The organism is Candidatus Aegiribacteria sp., assembly GCA_021108005.1.
Lineage (GTDB): Bacteria > Fermentibacterota > Fermentibacteria > Fermentibacterales > JCC-6 > Aegiribacteria.
This window is the reverse complement of sequence record JAIORS010000110.1, coordinates 1-22,552: the sequence shown is the minus strand read 5'-3', so window position 1 is coordinate 22,552 and position 22,552 is coordinate 1. Positions and strand designations below refer to the sequence as shown.

General features: G+C 45.6%; 21 protein-coding genes. 15 read left to right on the top strand and 6 right to left on the bottom strand.

All coding sequences use genetic code 11. The features are described from left to right. Positions 1 to 184: 184 nt before the first annotated feature. From K8S15_06585 to K8S15_06570, 4 genes are read right to left on the bottom strand one after another with little or no spacing between them, the layout of a single operon-like run. Positions 185 to 568 carry a hypothetical protein gene (locus K8S15_06585; protein MCD4775706.1) on the bottom strand — a complete coding sequence of 128 codons (384 nt, stop codon included), beginning with the start codon at positions 566 to 568 and terminating at the stop codon, positions 185 to 187. Positions 569 to 596: 28 nt separating this feature from the next. After that, positions 597 to 2,138 (bottom strand): glutamine-hydrolyzing GMP synthase, encoded by a 1,542-nt coding sequence (gene guaA, locus K8S15_06580; protein ID MCD4775705.1) that lies wholly within the window; start codon positions 2,136 to 2,138, stop codon positions 597 to 599. Between the two features lie 9 nt (positions 2,139 to 2,147). Further along, positions 2,148 to 3,602 carry an amidophosphoribosyltransferase gene (gene purF / locus K8S15_06575; GenBank protein ID MCD4775704.1) on the bottom strand — a complete coding sequence of 485 codons (1,455 nt, stop codon included), beginning with the start codon at positions 3,600 to 3,602 and terminating at the stop codon, positions 2,148 to 2,150. Further along, positions 3,589 to 5,205 carry a CTP synthase gene (locus K8S15_06570; GenBank protein ID MCD4775703.1) on the bottom strand — a complete coding sequence of 539 codons (1,617 nt, stop codon included), beginning with the start codon at positions 5,203 to 5,205 and terminating at the stop codon, positions 3,589 to 3,591. Before K8S15_06570 ends, purF begins: the two co-directional genes overlap by 14 nt. Before the next feature lie 320 nt (positions 5,206 to 5,525). Here K8S15_06570 and K8S15_06565 point away from each other — a divergent pair, with 320 nt between their 5' ends. The 13 genes from K8S15_06565 (at position 5,526) to K8S15_06505 (ending at position 19,037) form a co-directional block, all read left to right on the top strand. Continuing rightward, the gene (locus tag K8S15_06565) at positions 5,526 to 8,219 is read left to right on the top strand and encodes an insulinase family protein (protein MCD4775702.1); all 2,694 of its coding nucleotides are present in this window, start codon (positions 5,526 to 5,528) and stop codon (positions 8,217 to 8,219) included. A 47-nt stretch (positions 8,220 to 8,266) separates the two neighbouring features. Further along, entirely contained in the window at positions 8,267 to 10,903 is a 2,637-nt protein-coding gene (locus tag K8S15_06560; GenBank protein MCD4775701.1) for an insulinase family protein, read from the top strand. Next, on the top strand, positions 10,900 to 11,400 hold the full coding sequence (locus K8S15_06555) for an HPP family protein (protein MCD4775700.1): 501 nt from the start codon (positions 10,900 to 10,902) through the stop codon (positions 11,398 to 11,400). The genes K8S15_06560 and K8S15_06555 overlap by 4 nt, the downstream gene beginning before the upstream one ends. A 112-nt stretch (positions 11,401 to 11,512) precedes the next feature. Next, positions 11,513 to 11,761: an AbrB/MazE/SpoVT family DNA-binding domain-containing protein gene (locus K8S15_06550; GenBank protein ID MCD4775699.1), complete on the top strand. Its 249-nt coding sequence runs from the start codon at positions 11,513 to 11,515 to the stop codon at positions 11,759 to 11,761. After that, on the top strand, positions 11,762 to 12,097 hold the full coding sequence (locus tag K8S15_06545; protein MCD4775698.1) for a type II toxin-antitoxin system PemK/MazF family toxin: 336 nt from the start codon (positions 11,762 to 11,764) through the stop codon (positions 12,095 to 12,097). Between the two features lie 128 nt (positions 12,098 to 12,225). Then, positions 12,226 to 13,290, top strand: a complete 1,065-nt coding sequence (locus tag K8S15_06540; protein ID MCD4775697.1) for an asparaginase — start codon at positions 12,226 to 12,228, stop codon at positions 13,288 to 13,290. A gap of 92 nt (positions 13,291 to 13,382) precedes the next feature. Continuing rightward, positions 13,383 to 14,189 carry an EFR1 family ferrodoxin gene (locus tag K8S15_06535; GenBank protein ID MCD4775696.1) on the top strand — a complete coding sequence of 269 codons (807 nt, stop codon included), beginning with the start codon at positions 13,383 to 13,385 and terminating at the stop codon, positions 14,187 to 14,189. Positions 14,190 to 14,599: 410 nt separating this feature from the next. After that, positions 14,600 to 16,720, top strand: coding sequence for a ribonucleoside triphosphate reductase (locus K8S15_06530; protein ID MCD4775695.1), 2,121 nt, complete (start codon positions 14,600 to 14,602; stop codon positions 16,718 to 16,720). Beyond that, positions 16,713 to 16,883, top strand: a complete 171-nt coding sequence (locus K8S15_06525; GenBank protein MCD4775694.1) for an anaerobic ribonucleoside-triphosphate reductase — start codon at positions 16,713 to 16,715, stop codon at positions 16,881 to 16,883. The genes K8S15_06530 and K8S15_06525 overlap by 8 nt, the downstream gene beginning before the upstream one ends. Further along, on the top strand, positions 16,880 to 17,575 hold the full coding sequence (locus K8S15_06520; protein MCD4775693.1) for an anaerobic ribonucleoside-triphosphate reductase activating protein: 696 nt from the start codon (positions 16,880 to 16,882) through the stop codon (positions 17,573 to 17,575). The genes K8S15_06525 and K8S15_06520 overlap by 4 nt, the downstream gene beginning before the upstream one ends. Before the next feature lie 180 nt (positions 17,576 to 17,755). After that, complete coding sequence (locus K8S15_06515; GenBank protein MCD4775692.1) at positions 17,756 to 18,103, top strand: DUF3795 domain-containing protein; 348 nt, start codon at positions 17,756 to 17,758, stop codon at positions 18,101 to 18,103. Positions 18,104 to 18,274: 171 nt separating this feature from the next. Continuing rightward, positions 18,275 to 18,622 carry a metalloregulator ArsR/SmtB family transcription factor gene (locus K8S15_06510; GenBank protein MCD4775691.1) on the top strand — a complete coding sequence of 116 codons (348 nt, stop codon included), beginning with the start codon at positions 18,275 to 18,277 and terminating at the stop codon, positions 18,620 to 18,622. A 94-nt stretch (positions 18,623 to 18,716) separates the two neighbouring features. Then, positions 18,717 to 19,037 (top strand): hypothetical protein, encoded by a 321-nt coding sequence (locus K8S15_06505; GenBank protein MCD4775690.1) that lies wholly within the window; start codon positions 18,717 to 18,719, stop codon positions 19,035 to 19,037. Between the two features lie 62 nt (positions 19,038 to 19,099). Here K8S15_06505 and K8S15_06500 read toward each other — a convergent pair whose 3' ends face one another. Beyond that, positions 19,100 to 19,690 (bottom strand): hypothetical protein, encoded by a 591-nt coding sequence (locus K8S15_06500; protein ID MCD4775689.1) that lies wholly within the window; start codon positions 19,688 to 19,690, stop codon positions 19,100 to 19,102. Positions 19,691 to 19,870: 180 nt separating this feature from the next. On the opposite strand from K8S15_06500, the gene K8S15_06495 reads away from it, so the two are divergent. Continuing rightward, entirely contained in the window at positions 19,871 to 20,620 is a 750-nt protein-coding gene (locus K8S15_06495; protein ID MCD4775688.1) for a transposase, read from the top strand. Positions 20,621 to 21,082: 462 nt separating this feature from the next. Here K8S15_06495 and thiF read toward each other — a convergent pair whose 3' ends face one another. Continuing rightward, positions 21,083 to 21,706, bottom strand: coding sequence for a sulfur carrier protein ThiS adenylyltransferase ThiF (gene thiF, locus K8S15_06490; protein MCD4775687.1), 624 nt, complete (start codon positions 21,704 to 21,706; stop codon positions 21,083 to 21,085). Positions 21,707 to 21,870: 164 nt separating this feature from the next. Here thiF and K8S15_06485 point away from each other — a divergent pair. Further along, positions 21,871 to 22,552: aldehyde:ferredoxin oxidoreductase (locus tag K8S15_06485; GenBank protein MCD4775686.1), on the top strand; the 682-nt coding region annotated here is incomplete at its 3' end.

Below are 22,552 nucleotides of genomic sequence, written 5' to 3'. Positions count from 1 at the left end.
GATGATCATAATTTACTAATCATGTGGGGGGTCGGCTATATGTTATCAGGTCTTGCATCCGGGCATTATTATCCATTTATTAGTAACATTATAAATTAATTTATAGTTAGCTTCCCGTCCAGCGTTATCTTGAACTGAAAAGGCTACGCATCCAATCTACTTAAGATCACTCAGGCTTTGCATTTCAGAAGTTCGGAAAGGCTTTTCTACCCCAGGTTTTACAAATAGAATTGTATTCTGCTCTGACATTCAGGTTTTCAATAGAAAGGGTTCTTATCTTTCGTTCAGTTTCCTTTCCATATTTCCCCGCCCCTAGATTAATTCCATTAAATATGAAATACATAATGAACTCTGATGTACTCAGTTTTCCGGTAACGAATCCGACTACTCCCAGTACTCCCATACCGCCAAGTATTACGATCTGCAGAAGAGCCTGATACATTTGCTTCCTTACCATACTCTTGAATTGTTCAAGATTCTGGTATGTATTGAAGGATTTGTTTTGAGATAGGAATTTATTCATAGCAGTTAAACCTACAAAAAAGTTAACTAAACCAAGGAAGAACAATAGACATATCCAATTGAAGTAACTCATATCACTCCCATTCAATTGTGCTCGGTGGTTTGCTTGAGATATCGTACACAATGCGGCTGACACCGTTGACTCTGTTAACAATGGATGATGAAATCCTTGCAAGGTGATCGGGAGTCATTCTGTACCAGTCAGCGGTCATCGCGTCGGTTGAAGTAACTGCGCGGAGGGCAATAACCCTGTCATAGGTTCTTTCATCTCCCATAACTCCAACGGTTCTGATAGGAAGAAGCACAGCGAAAGCCTGCCAGATATCATTGTAGAGATCGTTCTCCAGGAGATAATCAATGTAAATCCTATCCGCTTTTCTGAGTATATCCAGATCTTCGGGGTTGATATCACCAAGGATTCTGACCGCCAGGCCGGGACCAGGAAAAGGATGCCTTGATACCATATTCTCAGGCAATCCCAACTCTCGTCCGAGTTCCCTGGCTTCATCCTTGAACAGTTCCCGAAGAGGTTCCAGCAGTTTCAGTTTCATCCTCTGAGGCAGACCGCCCACATTGTGATGACTTTTGATTATCGCGGAAGGGCCGCGGAAGGAAACACTTTCGATAACATCAGGATACAGCGTTCCCTGGGCCAGATGCGTTACTTTCTCAATTTCGGACGCAGCCTTTTCGAAAAGTTCTATGAAAATTCGACCAATTATTTTTCTTTTCTTCTCTGGATCTGTCACTCCTCTAAGAGCAGTCAAGAACTCATCTGTACCGTCAATAACCTTCAGCGGCATCCCAAAATGGTCTCGGAAGGTCTCCACCACCGATTCCTTTTCACCCATTCTGAGAAGACCGTTATCAACGAAGATTGGAGTGAATCTACCTGGTACTGCTTCGTGAAGAAGAGCAGCTACAACTGAGGAGTCTACACCTCCTGAAAGCCCAAGGATTACATTTTCTCCGCCGGCAAGTTCATTCCGAATACTTTCAATTGAGTTCTTCCGGAATGTTTTCATGTTCCAGTTGGGCGAAATACCGCATATTCCAAATGTAAAATTCCTGAGCAGTTTCTCTCCGAATTCTGTGTGGTTCACCTCAGGATGAAACTGTACTCCGTACCGCTTCCTGGTGACGTCTGCCATGGCCGCAATCGGCAGTGATTCCGTGCTGGCGATTTGACTGTAACCATCGGGAACCTTCACAACTCTGTCTCCATGGCTCATCCAGGCCTGTACTCCAGTCCCTATACCTCTAAAAATATCACTGTTCTGTTTGTGGTGTAGTTCTGCGGGACCATATTCCCTGACATGTCCACCCTCAACTCTTCCATTCTCATGGAGAGCAAGGAGCTGCATTCCATAACAAATGCCAAGCATAGGCAGTTTAAGCTGAAATATTCCGGGGTCTGGATGTGGAGAGTTTTCATCGTATACGCTTGAGGGGCCGCCCGAAAGGATTATAGCAGCAGGCTGAATCCTTAATATTTCCGAAAGAGGAGCATTCCCTGGTATAAGCTCGCAGTAAACACCCATTTCCCTTACTCTTCTTGCGATAAGCTGATTGTACTGGGAACCGAAATCAAGAATTGCTACTCCGTTGGGAATCATTTTATCTCCTTAACTGTGGCTTTTGTACCCGTCATACTTCATGTGATGTTCAGGTGGTTCCACGGGATATTCACCATCAAAGCAGGCTGTGCAATAATCACCGGGTTTATGTGCGCTGACGCAGTTGAGCATTCCTTCTTTCGACAAGTAGCCCAGGCTGTCCAGTTCGAGCTGGTCCGCTATTTCTTCTACTGTGAAATTCCTTGCAATGAGCTTCGATGATTCAGGAAAATCTATTCCGAAGTAACACGCAAATTTATGCGGAGGGCAACTTACTCTCATATGAACCTCTGTCGCTCCAGCTTCGCGAAGAGCCCGTATTCTGGCTCGACTTGTCGTACCCCTGACGATACTGTCCTCAACGACACACAACCTTTTCCCTTTCACAGCCTCCGGAATAGGTTGAAGTTTTCTCATAACCATCGTCGCTCGGTGTGCAGAAGCAGGATCGATGAATGTCCTGCCAACGTAATGGTTACGGGTAAAACACATATCGAAGGGCAGTCCAAGCTCCCTGGCAAAACCCATAGCGGCGAACATACCGCTGTCGGGAACCGGAGCGACTATATCACATTTCGCAGGATACTCCCTGGCCAGCTGCCGTCCCATGGCCAGTCTTGTTGCATAGACACTGTCACCGAATATTCTGCTTCCGGGTCTCGCAAAATAAACATGCTCAAAAATGCATTGGGCAAGGCCCTGTCTGTTTCTGAAGAGATTCGTTTTACTATTGAACCTTTCCGATTCCGGAACGATAGTATCATGCGGAATGTATAGGATCTCACCGGCATTGATCTCCCTCTGGTACTCAGCTCCACATACATCAAAGGCCAGGGTTTCGCTCGCAACAATCCACCCTCCCTCCTTGAACCTGCCAAGGTTCAAAGGCCTGAATCCCAGTGGATCTCTTACGGCATAAAGACCATCGGGGGTCATTATCAGGAAACAATAAGCTCCCTGTAGTTTGTTGAGGGCTATTTCGAGAGCTTCTCGAATATTGAAGCCTGTCTGCTCGAGATGGCGGGACATCAGGTGCAGAACAACTTCGGTATCGGTATTTGTCATGAAAATGGCTCCCTGGCGCTGCAGTTCTTCCCTGAGCGATACGGCATTTGAAAGGGTTCCGTTATGGGCAATTCCAATTTGAAACCCCGCCATACTCACCATCAACGGCTGGGCGTTCTCAACACCGGTTCCTCCGTATGTTCCATACCTTACATGACCAATTGCCGCTTCGATTCTGCCGGTCGAAAAATCAGATGGAATGTCTGACATAGCATCAAATACAGTGCCTTCCCCCTTGTGCAGCTTCATCTTACCATTTGAATATGCAAGCACTCCTGCGGCCTCCTGGCCCCTGTGCTGCAAGGCAAGCAATCCCTCTATAACAAGCGCAACGGTATTTCCATTGAATCCGCTTATCCCGCACAGTCCACAATATTCACCTGCTTTATTTACTCGCATTTTTCCTTGCAGCTCTTATAAAGGCAATAAATAGCGGATTTGGCTTAATGGGAGTTGAAGTGAATTCAGGATGGAACTGGCATGCAACAAACCATCTGAGTTCAGGCCTCTCTATTATCTCAACAAGCCGTCCGTCCGGAGAAAGACCAGAATATACAAGTCCTGCCTCTTCAAGCATTTCCCTATATTCGTTGTTGAACTCGTACCTGTGCCTGTGCCGCTCGGAAATTCTGCTGCTTCCGTAAGCCGATTGAGCCGCTGAACCATCAAGAAGATCGCAGGAGTAAAGCCCCAGGCGCATTGTCCCTCCTTTGTCGGTAATATCCTTCTGTTCCTCCATGATATGGATTACCGGATGGGAACATTCAGGAGAAAATTCGGAACTGTTGGCATCAGATAATCCTGCAAGATGCCTTGCTGTTTCGATAACTGCGCACTGCAACCCCAGACATATTCCAAAATACGGTATGTTCCGTTTCCTTGCAAACTGAACAGCTTCCAGTTTTCCCTCTATCCCCCGGTAACCAAATCCTCCTGGAACCAGTATTCCATCCAGGCCTTCAAGGATATCCGTCTGACCTCCTTCAAGATCCTCCGATTCGATGCCCTTTATTTCCAGAGCAACATCATTGGCTATACCTCCATGAGTAAGGGCTTCAAATATGCTTTTGTAAGCATCACGCAGGCCCATGTACTTGCCGATGACTCCGATCTTCACCAGGGGGCCGGATGGATTCACTGCTCTGCTGATCATGGATTTCCAGGCATCAAGGTCCAGATGATTAAGCGGCAACTCCAGTTTTTTCAGGATGAGTTCATCAAGCTTCTGTTCTGCAAGTTCAACAGGCACCTCGTATATGGAATTCTCTACGTCTTTCTCTTCAATCACAGCGTCCAGAGGGACGTTACAGAACATGGATAGCTTTCTGAAATGTTCTTCCTGAAGAGATTTTTCAGTTCTGCAGATTAGAATATCCGGGATGATTCCTATATTGCGCAAAATGCTTGCTGACTGTTGTGAGGGTTTTGTCTTCAGTTCCCGGGATGCGGACAGATAGGGTATCAAAGTAAGATGAATATAGAGTACATTCTCCCTGCCCAGATCCTGACCGAGTTCCCTCAGGGCTTCAAGAAATGGCAAACCTTCTATATCACCTGCTGTCCCTCCGACCTCTGTAATCGAGATATCGATAACTTCATCTGCCTGGGAAAGAACAGCTTCCTTGATTTCATCGGTAATATGTGGTATTACCTGAACTGTCTTGCCCAGATACCCACCCTCGCGTTCCCTTGACAGAACCGCTGAGTAGATCTTACCGGCTGTATAGTTACTGTTGTGATTGCATAACACTCCCGCAAAGCGTTCGTAATGTCCCAGATCAAGATCAGCTTCAGTACCATCATCCGTTACATATACTTCCCCATGCTGATAGGGAGACATCGTTCCCGGATCAATGTTTAGATATGGATCAAGTTTCTGCAGTGTTACGCGGTATCCCCTCTGCCGAAGCAGTAGAGCAATTGAGGCAGCCGTTATTCCTTTTCCAAGGGAGGATACTACTCCCCCGGTAACGAAAATGAATTTGCATCCATTATGAGGCATGGAAACACAACCTTTCTAAATAAAATAACACTACCCAGTATAATTGAACATACTTCTTTACAATCTGTTCTTCAAGACTCTTCAGATTGTCAGAAGTAATAATCCGGTTTTCTTTACTTCATCGAATCGTTACAATGCATTAAGACGATTCCAAGCGAGTCTGCATTCTCCATATCTTACTGCTCTGTATTCAGAATTCATTTCATAACAATATCTTAAAGCATCACAATATTAATTGTACAGTCTATTGCGTATGTTATTCTTGTATAACATACTTTTATCGTATAAATAATTTCATCGCCCGGGAAAGGTTGATTCCTATGATAAGATTGATGCTGGTCATGCTGCTTCATGTAATCTCTATATCTCCGACATTTGCTTCAGAACCTGATATTACGATTCTAGAAAACGGGCTCACAATCATTACGCAGGAACTCCACTATGCTCCAGTTGTGGCTTCGGTTATCTCCTACAGAGTGGGTTCTCGAAACGAATCAGGTGACATCCTGGGTATAAGCCATTTCTGCGAACACCTTATGTTCAAGGGAACTCCGGACATGCCGAAGTCGAGATTCTGGCAGATCGTCCAGAGGGACGGAGGAAGTGCTAACGCTTTCACAAGCAACGATTTTACATGTTACTATCTTCTTCTTCCTTCAAGCAGGCTGGAAGATGCATTGATTATTGAAAGCGACAGAATGGTGAACTGCACTATCGACTCCATAGAGGTTGTGTCTGAAAGGAATGTCGTTCATGAAGAGCGTCGAATGAGAAGCATAGACAGCCCTGACGGAGCGCTCTGGGAAGCTCTTTCAGAAATCGCGTACACGGAACATCCCTACCGGCATCCAGTGATCGGTTACGACGACAATATCCTTGGATACAACCATAACAATGCTCGCAGCTACTATGAAACCTATTACTGCCCTTCCAACGCGGTCCTTACAATCGTGGGGGATTTTAATACGGAGGAGCTTCTTCGGCAGATAAACCACTATTTCAGCAGCATTCCACCGGGAGAGGTACCGGAGGAATCCATAGCGGTTGAACCGGAACAGATCGAAGCCAGAAACATAGAAATTGAACACGCGTCAAATCTTCCCCGATTCGTAATGGCTTTTCACTCAACCGACGGTGATGACCACTATAATCCAGCACTGAGCATGATAGCCTCGTACCTTTCAGGAGGAAGATCCAGCAGGCTCGAGCAGCTTCTTGTTGAAACGAATCTTGTACACAGCGCGGGAGCCTGGAACGATGGTGGAATTGATCCAGGCATGTTCAATATCAGCGTAACCATGAACCCTCCAGAAGACAGTGATGTAACAACAGAGGAAATTCAGGAGATAATCTGGGATGAACTTGACGCAATCGCGGAGAACGGAATTCCAGAAGAAACCCTTGAAGAACACAGAAACAGGTACCGTGCGAGGGAAATACTGGGCAATGCAAGCCCACTGGGACAGGCAATAAACTACAGTCTCTCAGCAACCATGTTTGGTAACCCTCTTCATGAGCAGGAGCAGCTTGAGCTGATTGAACAGCTCACTCCTTCCGATATCGGTGAAGCCGCTTCAAGGTATTTCCGCCGGGACGGTGTGAACATTGCAGTTCTCGTTCCGTCCGGAGGAATGGGCATGCATGGAGACCGTGAAAGGGAAGAACTTCCCACGGATGTTACGGAACCTTCATCCATCGATTATGAAGGTCTTGAAATACCCGAGGATTTCCTTACACCTCCTGAAACCTCCATCGCTTTCGGAGTTCAGGAATTCCAGCTTCCGAACGGCCTTGTTCTGCTCATAAAGGAAGACCATACATTCCCTGTGGCCTCTATCAGCTTCGCAACCCCCATGGGCGCCCTGATGCATTCATCGGAACTCAACGGACTTGCTACAGTAACCACTGAAACAATGCTGAAAGGTCCCGAGGAATTGGACTATACCGAATTCCATAAGAAGCTTGAAATGGAGGGTTCGTACCTTAGATTCTATTCGGGATCAGAATATTCCTCAGGATCTGTTACACTGCTTTCGGAAGACCTGGAAACTGCATTTGAGATAATTTCTGACCTGCTTTTAAGGCCCGCTTTCAGGGAATCTGATTTCGAAACGGTAATGAACGAGCAGTACGCTAACCTTGAAGCTTCTGCCGAGCAGGCTTTCTCAGTTGCCTACGACAGTCTCATGGTTATTACCGCCTACTCTTCCGATGACTACAGAAGACCTTCCAGGACAACTCTTGACAGAATTACTCTCAACGAAGTAATTGATTACTACGATATATGCTGCAGGCCAGAAGGTACTGTTATAACCGTGGTGGGTGATATCAACACTGAAACAGTCTACAGTATTGTAGAAAATCATTTTGGAGAATGGAACAATCCCGAACAATCTTTACCCGAAATATCGATTCCTGAATTCTCTACAGCTCCGGGAGACACAATAGTATCTTTCATGCCGGGAAGAATGCAGGCAGCGGTAATGATAGCAAGGAACGCTCCCGGAACCGACATGCCCGACTATCCAGCTTTCAGAATCATGAATACGATCCTTGGCCAGGGTATCGGTTCAAGGCTGGGACACAGTGTTCGGGATGAGCAGGGACTAGCTTACGGCGTTGGCAGCTGGTTATCAACTTACGACAGCACCGGTACTTTCATAGCTTATTTGTCAACCCTTGCCGATTACATACCACATGCTACCTCATCGGTGATAAACGAAATGGAAAGGATATCAACCGAAAACGTAATGAACATTGAACTCCGCCTGGCAAAAGCAAGCGCAGTAGGCGGACAAGCGTTTTCAGGCATGAGCTACTCGGGTCAGGCATCCAGATTCACTGCGCTCTACGCTGATGGCAGGCCTCTTGACTGGAATCTGCTGTACCTTGAACAGGTTCTTGAACTCACGCCCGATGATCTTCGCGAAGCCGCATCAAAATACCTGATAGCTGGAGAGTGGTTCGTATCCATTGCCGGTGGTATACAGGAGGAGGATATTCTATCCGAATAGGAAATGCGTCACAGATTCAGACAGAGCTGGAGAACAGCCTTTAAGATATGACTGCAATTAAAACACCTGACAAAGTCAGGATAGAGAAGCTGGAAAACGGCCTTACAGTCATACTTCAGGAACTAGCTTACTCCCCTGTAGTCGCTGTGTGCCTTGCATACAGGATTGGTTCATCGTGGGAAACCTCTGAAACCCGGGGCTTAAGCCATTTTTGCGAGCATATGATGTTCAAGGGATCAAAAAAATTCGATCCCGGCAAATACTGGCAGATAGTGCAGCGCAACGGTGGGGTGGCAAACGCATATACCTCAAGAGATACAACGGTCTATTACTCAGTAGTACCAAAAGCAGGCCTTAACGATATTCTTGAACTTGAGGCTGACAGGATGCGGAACTGCAGAATAACTGCTGACAATATCGCTTCAGAAACAGCTGTAGTTCTTGAAGAAGAACTTCTTACAGAGAGAGATGACCCTGGCGGATCACTTGACTCACTTCTGTTTGATAAAGCCTTTGGGAGCCATCCCTACGGCAGACCTATTACGGGCACTCAGGACGATATCAGATCGTTTTCTCAAAAAGGACTGCTGGATTTTTACGGGACTTTTTATAATCCGGCTAACGCCGTTATTTCAGTTGTCGGAGATATTGACTGCAAAGCTGTGTCCACAAAAATAAATAGCTTTTTCGGCAAGTATTCGGGACATGAGGATGAAAGGCCATCTATTACTCCAGAACCTCCCCAGACCAATCAGATACGAGCAGAAATAGACTATCCCTCATACCTTCCAAGGATCACCATTGGGTTCAGAGTTCCAGAAGCAGATCATCCGGATTCGGAGCCACTTTCACTTATCTCAGTTTACCTGTCATCCGGCAGATCCAGCAGATTTGAGGAACTTCTGGTAAAACCATCGCTCGTTCTGGACATCTCAGTTTCAACAAATACTCTTGTCATGCCGGGGCTTTACATCATACGGGCTTTGCTACCGAGGGGCGGATCGATTGAAAAGGTGGAAAGCACAATCTTCCATGAGTTGAACAGGATAGGAAAAGAGGGTATCAACAGCGAAGCTCTGGCAATACTTAAAAAACGCAGGGAAGCCTGGAGTATAATATCTGATGCTGACCCGCTGGGCAGGTCGAGAAGGTTCTCCACAGGATATGCCAAATTTCATGATCCCTACTATTACTGGAATTCAATGAAGTCTTGTAATGCAGTAAGTGAAAACGATATAAAAGATGTCGCAATAGAGTACTTCAGAAAGAGCCTTTCTACTGTCGTTATAATGCATCCTTCCAGCACCAGTGTTGCTTCAGCTAAACCGCCTGAAATATCTGCCTCCGTTTCTGAACCTGAACTTGTTCCACCCACAGCTCAGAAACCCTCTGAAATAGATATCCCCGACAGGCTTCTGAAGGCACCAGAAGTATCAGCTTCTGACAATGCAGAAGAAATAGTCCTCGATAATGGCATACGAATAATCCTGAAAGAGGACTTTTCCTTTCCTATCGTATCTCTTGGATTCTCCTGCGCTATGGGTTCGGACAGGGAACCTGCAGAACTGACAGGCCTATCGGAAATCACAGCTGAGACCATGCTTTATGGAACACCCGATGAAGACAGCATCAAGTTCAATGCACGGTTGGAAAACCTGGGCACAAGTGTGGATTTATCTTCAACCAGTGAATTCGCCGGAGGTATGATTACTTCACTGAGCAAGGATGTGGACGAAGTTCTATCTGTAATCTCCGACATGTTTGTCAACCCGGCCTTCCGGCAAGAAGACGTTGAAGCTGTTAAAACTGATGCCATTTCGACCCTTGAGGAGTGGATTAAATCGCCCGTGGGGGCCGCAATGAACTCCTTCTCGAGACAATCCACCGATCCGCCGTATAGAGCCGCTGTACCCACAAGAAAATCGCTCGAAGCTGTTTCTCGAAACGATGTAATCGATTTTCATCACAGGTTCTGTAAGCCATCTGAAACCATCATTGTTGCAGTGGGCAGTTTTCAGAAAAACAGAATGCTCAACTCGATCATCAGGTTCTTCTCCGCCTGGAAGGATCCAGACTATCCTCCTGCCGAAATAGAGAAAGTCAGCAATCAGCAGAAGTCATCCGAATTGCATATCAATCTGGAAGGCAGGGAACAGATAGCTGCTCTGATAGGATCACCGGCACCCCCCAGATTACACAATGACTCCTGTGCCATATTTATCCTCAGCGGAATCCTTGGAGAAGGCATTGGGTCAAGACTGGGAAGAAGTATAAGGGAAACTGGTCTGTCATATCATGTAAGCAGCCTCTATATACCCCTGGCGGACAGAGGTCGAATCGTCACCCTTCTCCTTACAAGCCCTTCCGCTTTCTCTATGGCCTTTCAGAAACTGAAGCAGGAAATAGAGAATCTCACCTCAAAAACCGTAAGCGAAAATGAACTCAGGCTGGAAAAGGCTTCCTACATAGGCCGCCAGGAACTGGGCATGATGAAATACAGCGCCATAACCAGAATACTGCTCTCCTATGCATCAATGAAGCTTCCTCTGGACCACGACAGGCACACTATGCGGAAAGTCTCAGAACTTACAGAGGAGGATATCAGACTGGCAGCGGAACGATGGCTAGGAAGCGGAATTACCTACACATCCATAGCAGGCGGATTGGATGAGATTCTACAATGAGATTGACAGATGACAAATTCAGAAAAAACGCATGGACTTACTTTTTTCAGTGCTCACTGGCAACGATAACTGTCCTGATCGTACTTGTAATCCTTGACGCGACCCTTCAGACCGCCATCATCGCATCCATTGGAGCCTCATCTTTTATCGTATTCACTGCACCCAACGCATTTTCAGCCAAGACAAGATCCTTGATAGGAGGATATGCCACAGGAATCTTTACCGGCATCGGCTGCTCACTGCTCGCAGGCATAATCGGAACCCATGGAACTACTGGATGGGGTACTATAGTAATCATAATGGGTGCTGTATCGGTAGGCCTTTCCATATTCATCATGGTTTTCACAGACACCGAGCACCCTCCTGCCGCCGGTTTGGCCCTGGCCTTCGTTCTGAATACCTGGAACTTTACGACTGTAATTGTAGTAATTACTGCTCCTGTAATGCTGGCACTAATGAGATATCTTTTCCGTAACCATATCAGAGATCTGGTCTGATCCAACCGAATCTAAAGAACATGACAGTCCATCAAAAACTTGAGAAATATCATTGACATTGACAAAACACTCCAGCAGGGCTATACATGGGCTATACGCAAGGTGGTGTTAAATGCATACGAAAATTCAGAAATGGGGTAACAGTCAGGGGCTGCGCCTCGCCAGAAACATTATGGAAGACGCTAATCTTGTTGTAGGTGATGAAGTTGATATTAAGGTACAGGATAACATTATTACTATAACTCCTTTAAAAAGAATTCGAGGAAAACACCACATTGAAGATCTCATAGCTGAAATCCCTGCGGATTACAGGACAGAGGAAATCGACTGGGGAAAACCAGATGGCAAAGAGGAATGGTAAATGATGCCCTACATACCTGAACGGGGCGATATCATTACAGTAACCTTCGATCCTCAATCCGGACATGAGCAGAAGGGGCGACGGCCTGCTCTTGTAGTAAGCAAGAACCTGTTCAATCTCGGCACCGGTTTGTCTATTGTCTGCCCTCTTACGAACACATCGCGTAATTTCCCCTTTCATGTTCCTATTCCGGAAAACAGCAGCCTTACAGGATTCGTAATGGTCGAGCAGGTAAAATCTATCGATTTCCATTCCAGAAAAGCCATACTTGTCGAAAAGGCTTCTGAAGATCTCCTCGCGGAAGTACTTTCCATACTCGATGCCTGCATTTACTAACTCCACGAGCAGAATATCCTTTTCAGAAAATTTATGATTAAATGACTTCGACATGACTTTGAGAATCTCTGTATTATCATTCCCTTAATGATTCATAGATTGAATACGTTTATAAGAGAGGAACTTGCATGAAAAACGGTAGAAGCCTTACGATAGCAGTTTTTCTTATGCTGTCCGGCAGTGCAATATCGGACAGTAGCGCAACAGATTCTCTGCCAACGGTGGTTGTAGTAACCACAGGTGGAACAATCGCTGAAAAATACGATCCCGCAACCGGTGGCGTTGTCCCCGCTGTATCAGGGGACGATCTTCTTGCCGCAGTGCCAGGGTTGAGCAGTGTAGCCCATATAGAGGTAGTGGAATTCCGCAATATCGACAGTTCACAGATGACCCCTGATATCTGGAGAGATCTGAGCGCGGCGGTACAGGAAATACTCGAGCGGTCCGAAGTCCGTGCGGTAGTTGTAACTCATGGTACCGACACCATGGCGGAGGGAGCCTTCTTCCTGGAAACCACACTTGAAAGCACAAAACCGGTTTGCTTCGTGGGTTCTATGCGAAGCGGTTCTGATCTCAGCCCGGACGGCCCTGCCAATCTTTACAACGCTGTTCTTCTGGTTTGTTCAGAAGAAGCTGAGGAATGGGGCGTAACTGTAACCCTTAACCAGTATATCAATTCAGCGCGTCATGTTGAAAAGGATAATACAACCAATGTTCAAACCTTCGATTCCGGTGGATACGGATATCTTGGATACATAATCGGTGACCAGGTTATATTGTACAACGAAGTTATAGAAGATACATACCTCCCTCTGCCGGGTGAACTTCCCGAAGTACCCCTGTTCTTCAGCTTCTCAGGGGATGACGGACAATACATTCGTTTCGCCGTGGACAATGGAGCAGAGGGGCTGGTAGTAGTAGGTGTAGGCGCCGGGAATGTAAACGAGGATGTGTTCCATGCCATCCAGTACGCCCTGAACAGAAACATCCCCGTGATTGCCGCAAGCAGGGTTCGCTACGGGGAAGCGCATGCGCTCTACGGAGACCAGGGAGGCGGCAGTTCACTTATGGAAACAGGTGTACTTTTCGCCGGTGACCTGAGCCCATACAAGGCCAGACTACTCCTCATGCTGGCCCTGGCCCAGCCAGTTATGACTGATGAAATGCTCAAAGATCTATTTCCAGATCATTGATATTTGCTATGATATAGAGTCCTCTATCAGTATTATATTAGCTGGTGAGAAACAGAGCAGGTTTTTCCTTTAAAGGATACCAGGAGGGAATAATGGCAACTGTACTATACTGGTTCAGCGGTACCGGCAATTCGCTTTACGCTGCGCGCAAAGTGGCGGCCGGGCTTGATGACTGCGAGCTTTTGCCAATGGCAGAATTGTCAGAAAGAGAAAGAGTATCTCCGGACCATGAGATTGTGGGTCTTGTCTTCCCGATGTACTTCGAAGGATTGCCTAACCTGGTCAGGTCGTTTGCTGATAAGCTGGAAATCAACTCCGATCAGTACGTCTTTGCGGTGGCAACATTCGGAGGAGGTCCTTCCTGGGTCGCTGGTGAATTGAAACAGATTCTGAAACATCAATTGGACGCTGTTTTTATGGTTCCGATGCCAGGCAACTACCTGCCGCTTTATGATATAGCCTCAGGAAAGAAAGTAAAGAAGCTGTTGAGTGCGGCGGAAAGTACCCTGAAGAAAATCACTGAGGAAATACGAGATAGGAACAGATCCTCCGGCTCGGATTCACTCCCCGGCAAACTTCTCTACCGGCTTTTTCATAAGAAATGGTCCAGAACAGCTCCCGGGAAAGATGCTAAGTTCATGGTAACCTCCGACTGCATTTCCTGCGGACTCTGCGCCAGCGTCTGCCCCGTGGGCAACGTGATGATTGTGGACGGCAGCCCACAATGGCGACACCGGTGCGAGGAGTGCCTTGCCTGTGTTCACTGGTGCCCGGAGAGGGCTATTCTGATCAGCAGAAAAACTGCCGGTCAGAAACGCTATCACCATCCGGAAATAACCTCTGGTGACATCTGCGTTCAGAACTTAAACCGAAAAATCAAGAAGAACAATTCAGTATAAAGCTGCTCCCGTTTGCCTCTCTCCGGTAGTACGATACCGCTGTGAAAAACGGTGCTATAATTAGTATTCAAGCATTTTCAACGCACTATACGGAAGCATTTTCTCATTTCACTGCAATATGTTATAAAAACACCGGTATCAGTCAGGCTATTTTCAACCTTTACTGACCGTTTTCGCTCAGCTTTCACAGGTGATTTACTATCTTGCATATAGCTCAATATATGGACATACTGTTACTGCGTGAACACAAGATGTTGTGTTTTTTCACTTGACACTGGAATACAAAAAAATATACTCGAAAGGAGGAAATTCGAATTTCATCGACCACATTCGATATGTGTGATATTTTGATAATAAATGACCGCGGATTCTTTTTTGAGAACTGATTCTGCTTTTTTTCGAGGTAATTGATGGACTGGCTGATACGTAAGCGTGATGGCAAAATTGTAAATTTCAGCAAGCTGAAAATTGAAAAGGCTGTTGAACGAACACTCCATTCTTCATCTACCGATGCTGATTCCGGAGAAATCGCGGATCAGGTCGAAGCCGCCCTTTATATGAACTACTTCAGGACCGGCTCAATTCCAACCGTTGAACACATCAAGGATTTCATTGAAGAGACTCTTGTTCTTCGGAAATTAACTTCTGCCGCAAGGGCATTCATCCTTTACCGTGAGAAAAAGAACGAAGCCAGAGATATGGATCATCTGCTCAGCGAAATGGAGGAGACCGTCCCCGATTACCTTGGTAAAGTTGATTGGCGGGTCAAGGAAAACTCGAATATGAACTACTCCCTGCAGGGATTAAATTTTTATCTATCATCCTCAATAACAAGAAAATACTGGCTTAGTAAAATATATACTCCCAGAATAAGGGGGTTCCAGGAAAACGGTGATTTCCATATTCATGATCTTGGAATACTCGGGCCATACTGTGTCGGCTGGGATCTTATGAGTCTTCTGAAAGAAGGTTTCAGAGGGGCAAGGGGGAAAACTGAATCCGCTCCTCCTGTACATCTCAGAACAGCACTCGGACAGATTGTTAATTTCTTCTATACACTGCAGGGAGAAGCGGCAGGGGCACAGGCGTTCTCCAATTTCGATACACTGCTGGCTCCTTTCGTCAGGTATGACAATCTGGACTATCCTCAAGTCAGACAGGCTTTCCAGGAATTCCTTTTCAATGTGAACATCCCTACACGGGTCGGATTTCAGGCTCCGTTTACTAACATAACGATGGATCTTAAGCCTTCATCAACCTTCCGTGAACAAAAAGTGATTATCGGCGGTGAACCGAAAGATGAAGTCTACGGCGACTTCCAGCTGGAAATGGACATGATTAACCGCGTTTTTGCAGAACTTATGATGGAGGGTGACTCGAAAGGAAGAATCTTCACTTTCCCTATACCAACATACAATCTCACAAAGGATTTCGAATGGGATAACGACAATCTAAAACCATTATGGGAAATGACCGGTAAGTATGGAGTACCTTACTTCAGCAATTTTGTGAATTCCGATATGGACCCCGAAGACGCCAGAAGCATGTGCTGCAGACTCCGGCTTGACAACCGGGAACTCCGTAGCAGGGGCGGAGGCCTTTTTGGGTCCAACCCTCTTACAGGATCCATAGGTGTTGTTACTGTTAATCTTCCAAAAATAGGATATACATCGGCGGATGAGAACGAGTTCTTTAACCGTCTTACTGCTGTTATGGAAGCTGCAAGGGAATCCCTTGAGCTTAAACGGGATCTTATAGAAAAACTCACAGAAAAAGGGCTTTACCCATACACGAGCCATTACCTTCGAAGCATTAAAGCAGATCAGGGACATTACTGGAGCAACCATTTCTCCACAATAGGGCTGATAGGGATGAACGAATGCTGCGTGAATTTCCTTGGTGACAACATCCTGGCCGAAGATAGCCGAAAATGGTCTCTTAAGGTGCTGGACTTCATGCGGGAAAAACTCACGGAATTTCAAGAAGAAACAGGAAATCTCTACAATCTTGAGGCCTCCCCAGCGGAGGGAGCTTCCTACAGTCTTGCAAGAAAGGATAGAAGTGAATTCCCTGACACGTACTGTATGGGAAGCTCCGATCCTTATTACACCAATTCAGTCCATATGCCGGTTAATGAACAAAAGGATGTTTTCGAGCTCCTTGAACACCAGGACCCCCTTCAGACTAAATTCACCGGCGGAACAGTTGTTCATGTATTCATAGGCGAAGCAATTACCGACTGGAGAATGGTCCGAAAACTGGCAAAATCAATCGTAACGCGATACCATCTGCCGTATTTCAGCTTCACTCCCACTTTCTCAATATGCCCCGTTCACGGGTATATCGCCGGAGAGCATTTTCTGTGCCCTTATCCCCACACGAGGGAAGAACTTTCGGAATTTGGTGAAGTTGTAAACGCTGACGAATATGACAAGCTGCCCGAAGGCAGCTACACTACAATTAATGACACTGATTCGGAAGAGCAGGGAAGTCTCTTCCTCAGCATTGGAAAGGTTCCAACAAATGCCTGAAATTAAAGAAAAAAAACACATAAAAGCTATAAAAACTGAAGTCTATTCAAGAATCGTTGGATATTACAGGCCCGTTCAGAGCTGGAACAAGGGAAAAAGAGAAGAATTCTCTCAGCGGGAGTACATTTCACTAACCAATACCCGAGAAAAGGCTGATAGTTGATCCGATCCCTCACAGGCACCAGCCTGATCGAGTATCCCGGCAAAATATCATCCGTAGTTTTCATATCCGGCTGCAATCTGTACTGTCCATACTGTCATAACCCGGAGCTTGTCAAACCCGATTTGCTCGATAAAGAGTTCGGGCTCACCCATGAAGAAGTACTGAAGAAATTGCTGGATAGAGAAGGTTTCATCGAAGCGGTATCAATCACCGGGGGCGAACCACTTATTTACGGTGGAATTGTCAGCTTTCTCAGAAGCATTAGATCCGAAACCAATCTTTCTGTAAAAATAGATACGAACGGTACTCAACCTCAAATGCTCAAAGAGGTACTTCCCTATATTGACTACGTTGCAATGGATCTCAAGAGTTCTCCTTCAAAGTACCTGAAGGCTACCGGGGAGAAAGCCGTTTTCCAGGATGTCCGGGAATCCATTGGAATTATCATGTCCCTGCCCGCATACGAATTCAGAACCACCATGGTTCCTGGAATAGTAAACCGCGATGATATCATCGAGCTCCTTCAGGAAACTGGCAGGATCAAGCGGTACGTTCTTCAGGCTTTTCATTCCAAAAAAACCCTCTCAGCCGAATTTGCTAACATACCCACCTATCCAAAGGGCTATCTTGAAGATACAGCTAATACTGTAAGAGAGATGAATCTGGCTGAGGAAATTCTCATCAGGCCGTAAAATAGAAGCTATTCCACACAATTATCCTTTATAGAAATGAATTCCACTTCAGTTTAAGAACATTGCACCAGATGCGATTCAGACTGTAATGAATACTATTTCGAAGTGATGGATCCACTGGTATCATAAATCGTTATATACTTTTCATCTGGCACTGAAACCTTTCTGATAGGAGACATCATGGACAGAATAGTTGGATCGTGCGGTATCATCTGTACTGAATGCCCTGCATTCATTGCTTACAGAACCGATAACCAGGCACTGCGGGAGAAGACATCGGATGAATGGTCGAAGATGCATGGACTTGAGATTGAAGCAGCAGATATCAACTGCGTGGGATGTCAGGCTACCGAGGGTGTGCAGATCAGTCACTGCGCAGAGTGTGATATCCGATCATGCAGTCAGCAAACCCACAAACTGATCAACTGCGGACTCTGTGCTGACTACCCCTGTGAGCGAATTGAGAAATTCTTCGAATTTGTTCCATCCTGTAAAGAAGTTCTTGAAGAAATAAGCAGTTCGAAATAGATCTTGCCTGATCAAACAGGACTGTCCAATATCACTTAGATGGTTCATTCGTTTTATCTGAAGAGTGGAAGCTTTCCATGGAATTGCCCTTTACATACGAATTCTATATTAGTATATACTTATATACTGAAATGGAGATCAATGAAAACAGAGGATTATTCTCTTAAGCAGATGGCTGAACTGATGGGAGTGCTTTGTGTTGAAAGCAGGCTTAAAATAATTGCCCTTCTTCGGGATTACGAATCCCTCTGTGTGAATGCACTTGCCTGCAATCTCGATATTTCGCAGAGCGCAGTTTCGCAACACCTGAGAATCCTTCATTTCAGCGGTTTTGTTACTTCTCATAAGAATGGATACTATACCCATTACAGGCTTAACAGAGAAAAACTTGATAATTCTATAAAACTACTCACTCAGTTTGCTGTCAGACATGAACCAATTAACCCTAGCAAATGTACCTCGAAAGGAGAGAAGCCATGTGCGAACGTGAAGGAAAATGCCAGAAACCGGAAAATCTAAAAGACAAGCCAAGTGAATGTACCTCGGAACAGATACGAAAATGTCATGGTCCAAGTGGTCATCATCCATGCACCTCGAACAAAGAGGATAAGTAATGAAACGAACGATACTAATTGTATTGTGCCTTGCATCAGTCGGCGTCTTTGCCATAGCGCATGCCCAGGATGATACTAATACTTCTGACTGCGACAACTGCATAAGTGTGGACGGAACATGCTGCTGTGACGAAACAGTTGATGGCTGCACTGGCGACTGTGACGATTGCAACGAATGTGACTGTGATTCTGAAAGTGAAGAATGCACAGATTGCGAAAAAGCTAATTCGGATTGCGATGACTGCACCGAATGCGACTCGAACCATAATGACTGCGCTTCTGAAGAAGCAGTTGTTCGCCATTGTGGCGGATGCCGCTGACCTTAAGTAAACAACATCAAGAGCAGGCGGGAATCGTCTGCTCTTTCTTTACAAAATAGTGATCAGGATTTCACTCTTATAGAAATGTCCTCCTTTTCATTGTAGCCTTTCAGCGAAGATACAAGGCCTATGACAGCCCCTTCTATGATACTTGCGGGAAATTTGCTCAGTTCAATAAGCCTGCCTCCCAGTTTTACTTCAACATTGCCGGAGGCGTAATAACAATCCTCCTCCCTCTTCTCTCCATGAAGAATGGCTTCTGCCAGCCCCATGCAATCCATTCCGCATTTTCCGCATTCTTCTGCAGTCTTTTGTGGAAGAAGGTTGAATGTTTTCCTGTATATATCTTCAAAATCAGTACCGTGATTTTCTCCATTGTACTGTGCAAGAAGCAGCGAATCATCTTCGATGAGCTCGTTGTCGCAGTATGCAATGGGGACTGCCAGCTCATTGTTCGAACGCAGAAGGACGATGTCCGGAGGCATAGATCGTATCATCTTCATAGCGAATTCAGACCCCGGAAAAGATACATCGCACTTTCCTGTTTCATCCTCTGAGATAACACATATCTTCTTGTTCCGCATAGTAGTGCTGAAGATTGATATGAATTCATCTACAAGACTGTCAGTACCGGTAACTTTAAGACATTTCATAGTTATACCCACCAATTCTTAGAATACATGAACTGAGCTTGCCTTGTAAATATATGGAAGGGGGTCGGACTTCATAAGCGGCACTTACAAAATTAATATCTTTAAAATTTGCATATTTCTTGCCTCTTATTCACTCTACCCCTTGAAATCCTTAGCAATAATGCGTACACTAGAAGTACAATGGGAAGAAAAGTACGACCTGATTGGGAAGGCGCCCTGCATCACGTGATGGCTCGCGGGATAGATGGAAGAGCTGTATTCAATTCCGAAAAGGATCGCTCAGACCTATACCAGAGGTTATCTCAGCTCGTTACTGATACTGAAACAAAGGTCTACGCATGGGTAATTATGCCTAATCATTTTCACCTTCTTATTCGCACAGGATGCATTCCAATCAGTACATTCATGCAAAGGCTCCTTACCGGATATGCTATTTGTTACAATCTGCGGGAAGATAGGAAAGGTTATGTTTTCCAGGGAAGATTCAAGTCGATACTTGTCCAGGAAGAAAACTATTTTCTTCAGCTGGTCAAATACATACATATCAACCCGCTAAAGGCAGGAATAATAGATGATTACGCTTCACTATTGTATTACAGATGGTCCGGTCATGGAAACATGATGGGTATTCGATTAACACCCTGGCAGGATGTGGAATTTGTGCTTTCAAAATTCACAAAATTGAGCAGTGAACCCAGAAAAGAATACTTAAAATACATTAAAGAAGAAATGAGTGATAAAGAGACCCTAAAGCTGATATGGGGAAATTATTCAGTCGGTAGAGCAGGAATCACAGATGTTTCATACAATGATGCAGCGGATGAATGGAATAGATGCTGCAAAATCTTGGGATCCAGAAAATTTGCGCTGGATGTCATGAAAAGACTCAAATGTTCCAACGCCAGGATGTACATGATAAAATTGAGATAGTGCTGGATTGGGCTTCTGAGAGATGGGGAGTAACGCTCGATTCAATCAGAGGAAATCACAGGAATCGTGAACTCACAAACGTTCGCGCTTTGATAGCATGGATATGTTGGAAACGACTGGGATTAAGTAAAACAGAGTGTGCAAAACTTCTTCACATGTGCAGATCAGGAGCATCCAAAGCAATTGACAGAGGTGCTCAGCTTGTAGAGGATCGTACCTTCTCCGGAGAACTTAATTTGCTAAGTGCCGCTAATGAAGTCCGACCCTGCAAGGACTAGAAATTTAATTTGCTAAGTGTCGCTAATGAAGTCCGACCCTGCAAGGACTAGAAATTTAATTTGCTAAGTGTCGCTAATGAAGTCCGACCCTGCAAGGACTAGAAATTTAATTTGCTAAGTGTCGCTAATGAAGTCCGACCCCATCAGGACTAAGTGCCGCAAGTGGCGTCCGACCCCATCAGGACTAAGTGCCGCAAGTGGCGTCCGACCCCATCAGGAGTTCGATGATTTCGTTGGCCATCATGGCGGCCACAATAGCAACCCTTGATGAAAGCGTACCCAGAGAAAGGTCGCTTTCCTGATCTCCCACAATTGTCAGATTCTGTCGTCTGTCAACTCCGATTAAATCAGTTCTTCCAAAACCCGCAATACCCGAACAGGAGAACACCGGTTTGCCCGGCAACCCCTCAAGCCAGGATTCAAGGAGTACAATCTTCGTCTCCTCGCTGTCCACCGCTTCAACAAGTACATCACAGTCCTTAAAGATGGAACAGGCGTTTTCGGAATCGATAAGGCTGTTTCGGATTTCAATTTCAGCATCGGGGTTTATTAGTATCAGATTATGTTTCAGAGCTTCAACTTTCGGGTATCCTATCTGATCTCTGAAATAGAACTGCCTGTTGAGATTGGGCAGTTCGACAGAATCGAAATCGGCTATTATGAGCCTGCCCAATCCTGCGCGAGTGAGTACTGAGGCCACATTCGATCCTATACCACCAGCTCCTGCGATACCCACAGACGAGCTGTTGAGAATAACCGTGAGACCTGGAGGATTGTCTCGGAATGCATTCGTTTCTTCAGCAATCATATTAAATTCTAAACAATCATTTTCGTATGTGCCAGAGTCCATTTGTGAGGGTTGTTTCCGATCCCTTCAATTTGTAGCTTTCTTTGTTATATTCCTATGATAATTATCATAATCATTGCAAGTAGATTAAATGTACATACTGGCGCAAACATGGGGAGTTTTCTATGGCAAGCACGCACAACGCCGGTGAGATTCTTGAAGAACAGAAGGTTCTCGGAACTTTCAAGTACAACCCCAAACCATCCATACGAGGATATACAGGGGAAATACTTAGAGTCGATATCTCAGAACCTTCTTTCAGGATCATACCGGTAACCGAAAAAATGAAAGAGACATTCACCGGAGGAAAAGGGTTTGACCTCTGGATGATGTGGCAGGAAGTAACCTCTGAAACGAAATGGAACAGCCCGGAAAACCCTATATGCATAGCTGCGGGGCCGCTTGGCGGTACCCCTTCCTTCTCTGGTTCGGGCAAATCCATTGTAACTACCATATCCCCCACAACAGGGTCCGCGGTGGATTCGAATGTTGGAGGACACTTCGGTCCCCTCCTTAAATTTTCAGGTTTTGACTGTCTTGTTATCACCGGAAAATCTGAAAATGAGGTAATAGTCTTCATTGATGGGATGAATGGAAAAGTCCAGGTAATTGAATCCCCGCTTCTTTCAGTGAACTCCCATCTGGCCGCGGAGGAGCTGGCTGAGATGTACTCCGATAACGATGACGACAAGCGGCACATTTCAACGGTTTCATCCGGCATCGGAGCGGATCATGCCTGGATCGGATGCCTGAATTTCTCCTGGTGGGACTGGAGAAGAAAAGCCATGAGGCTGAAACAGGCTGGAA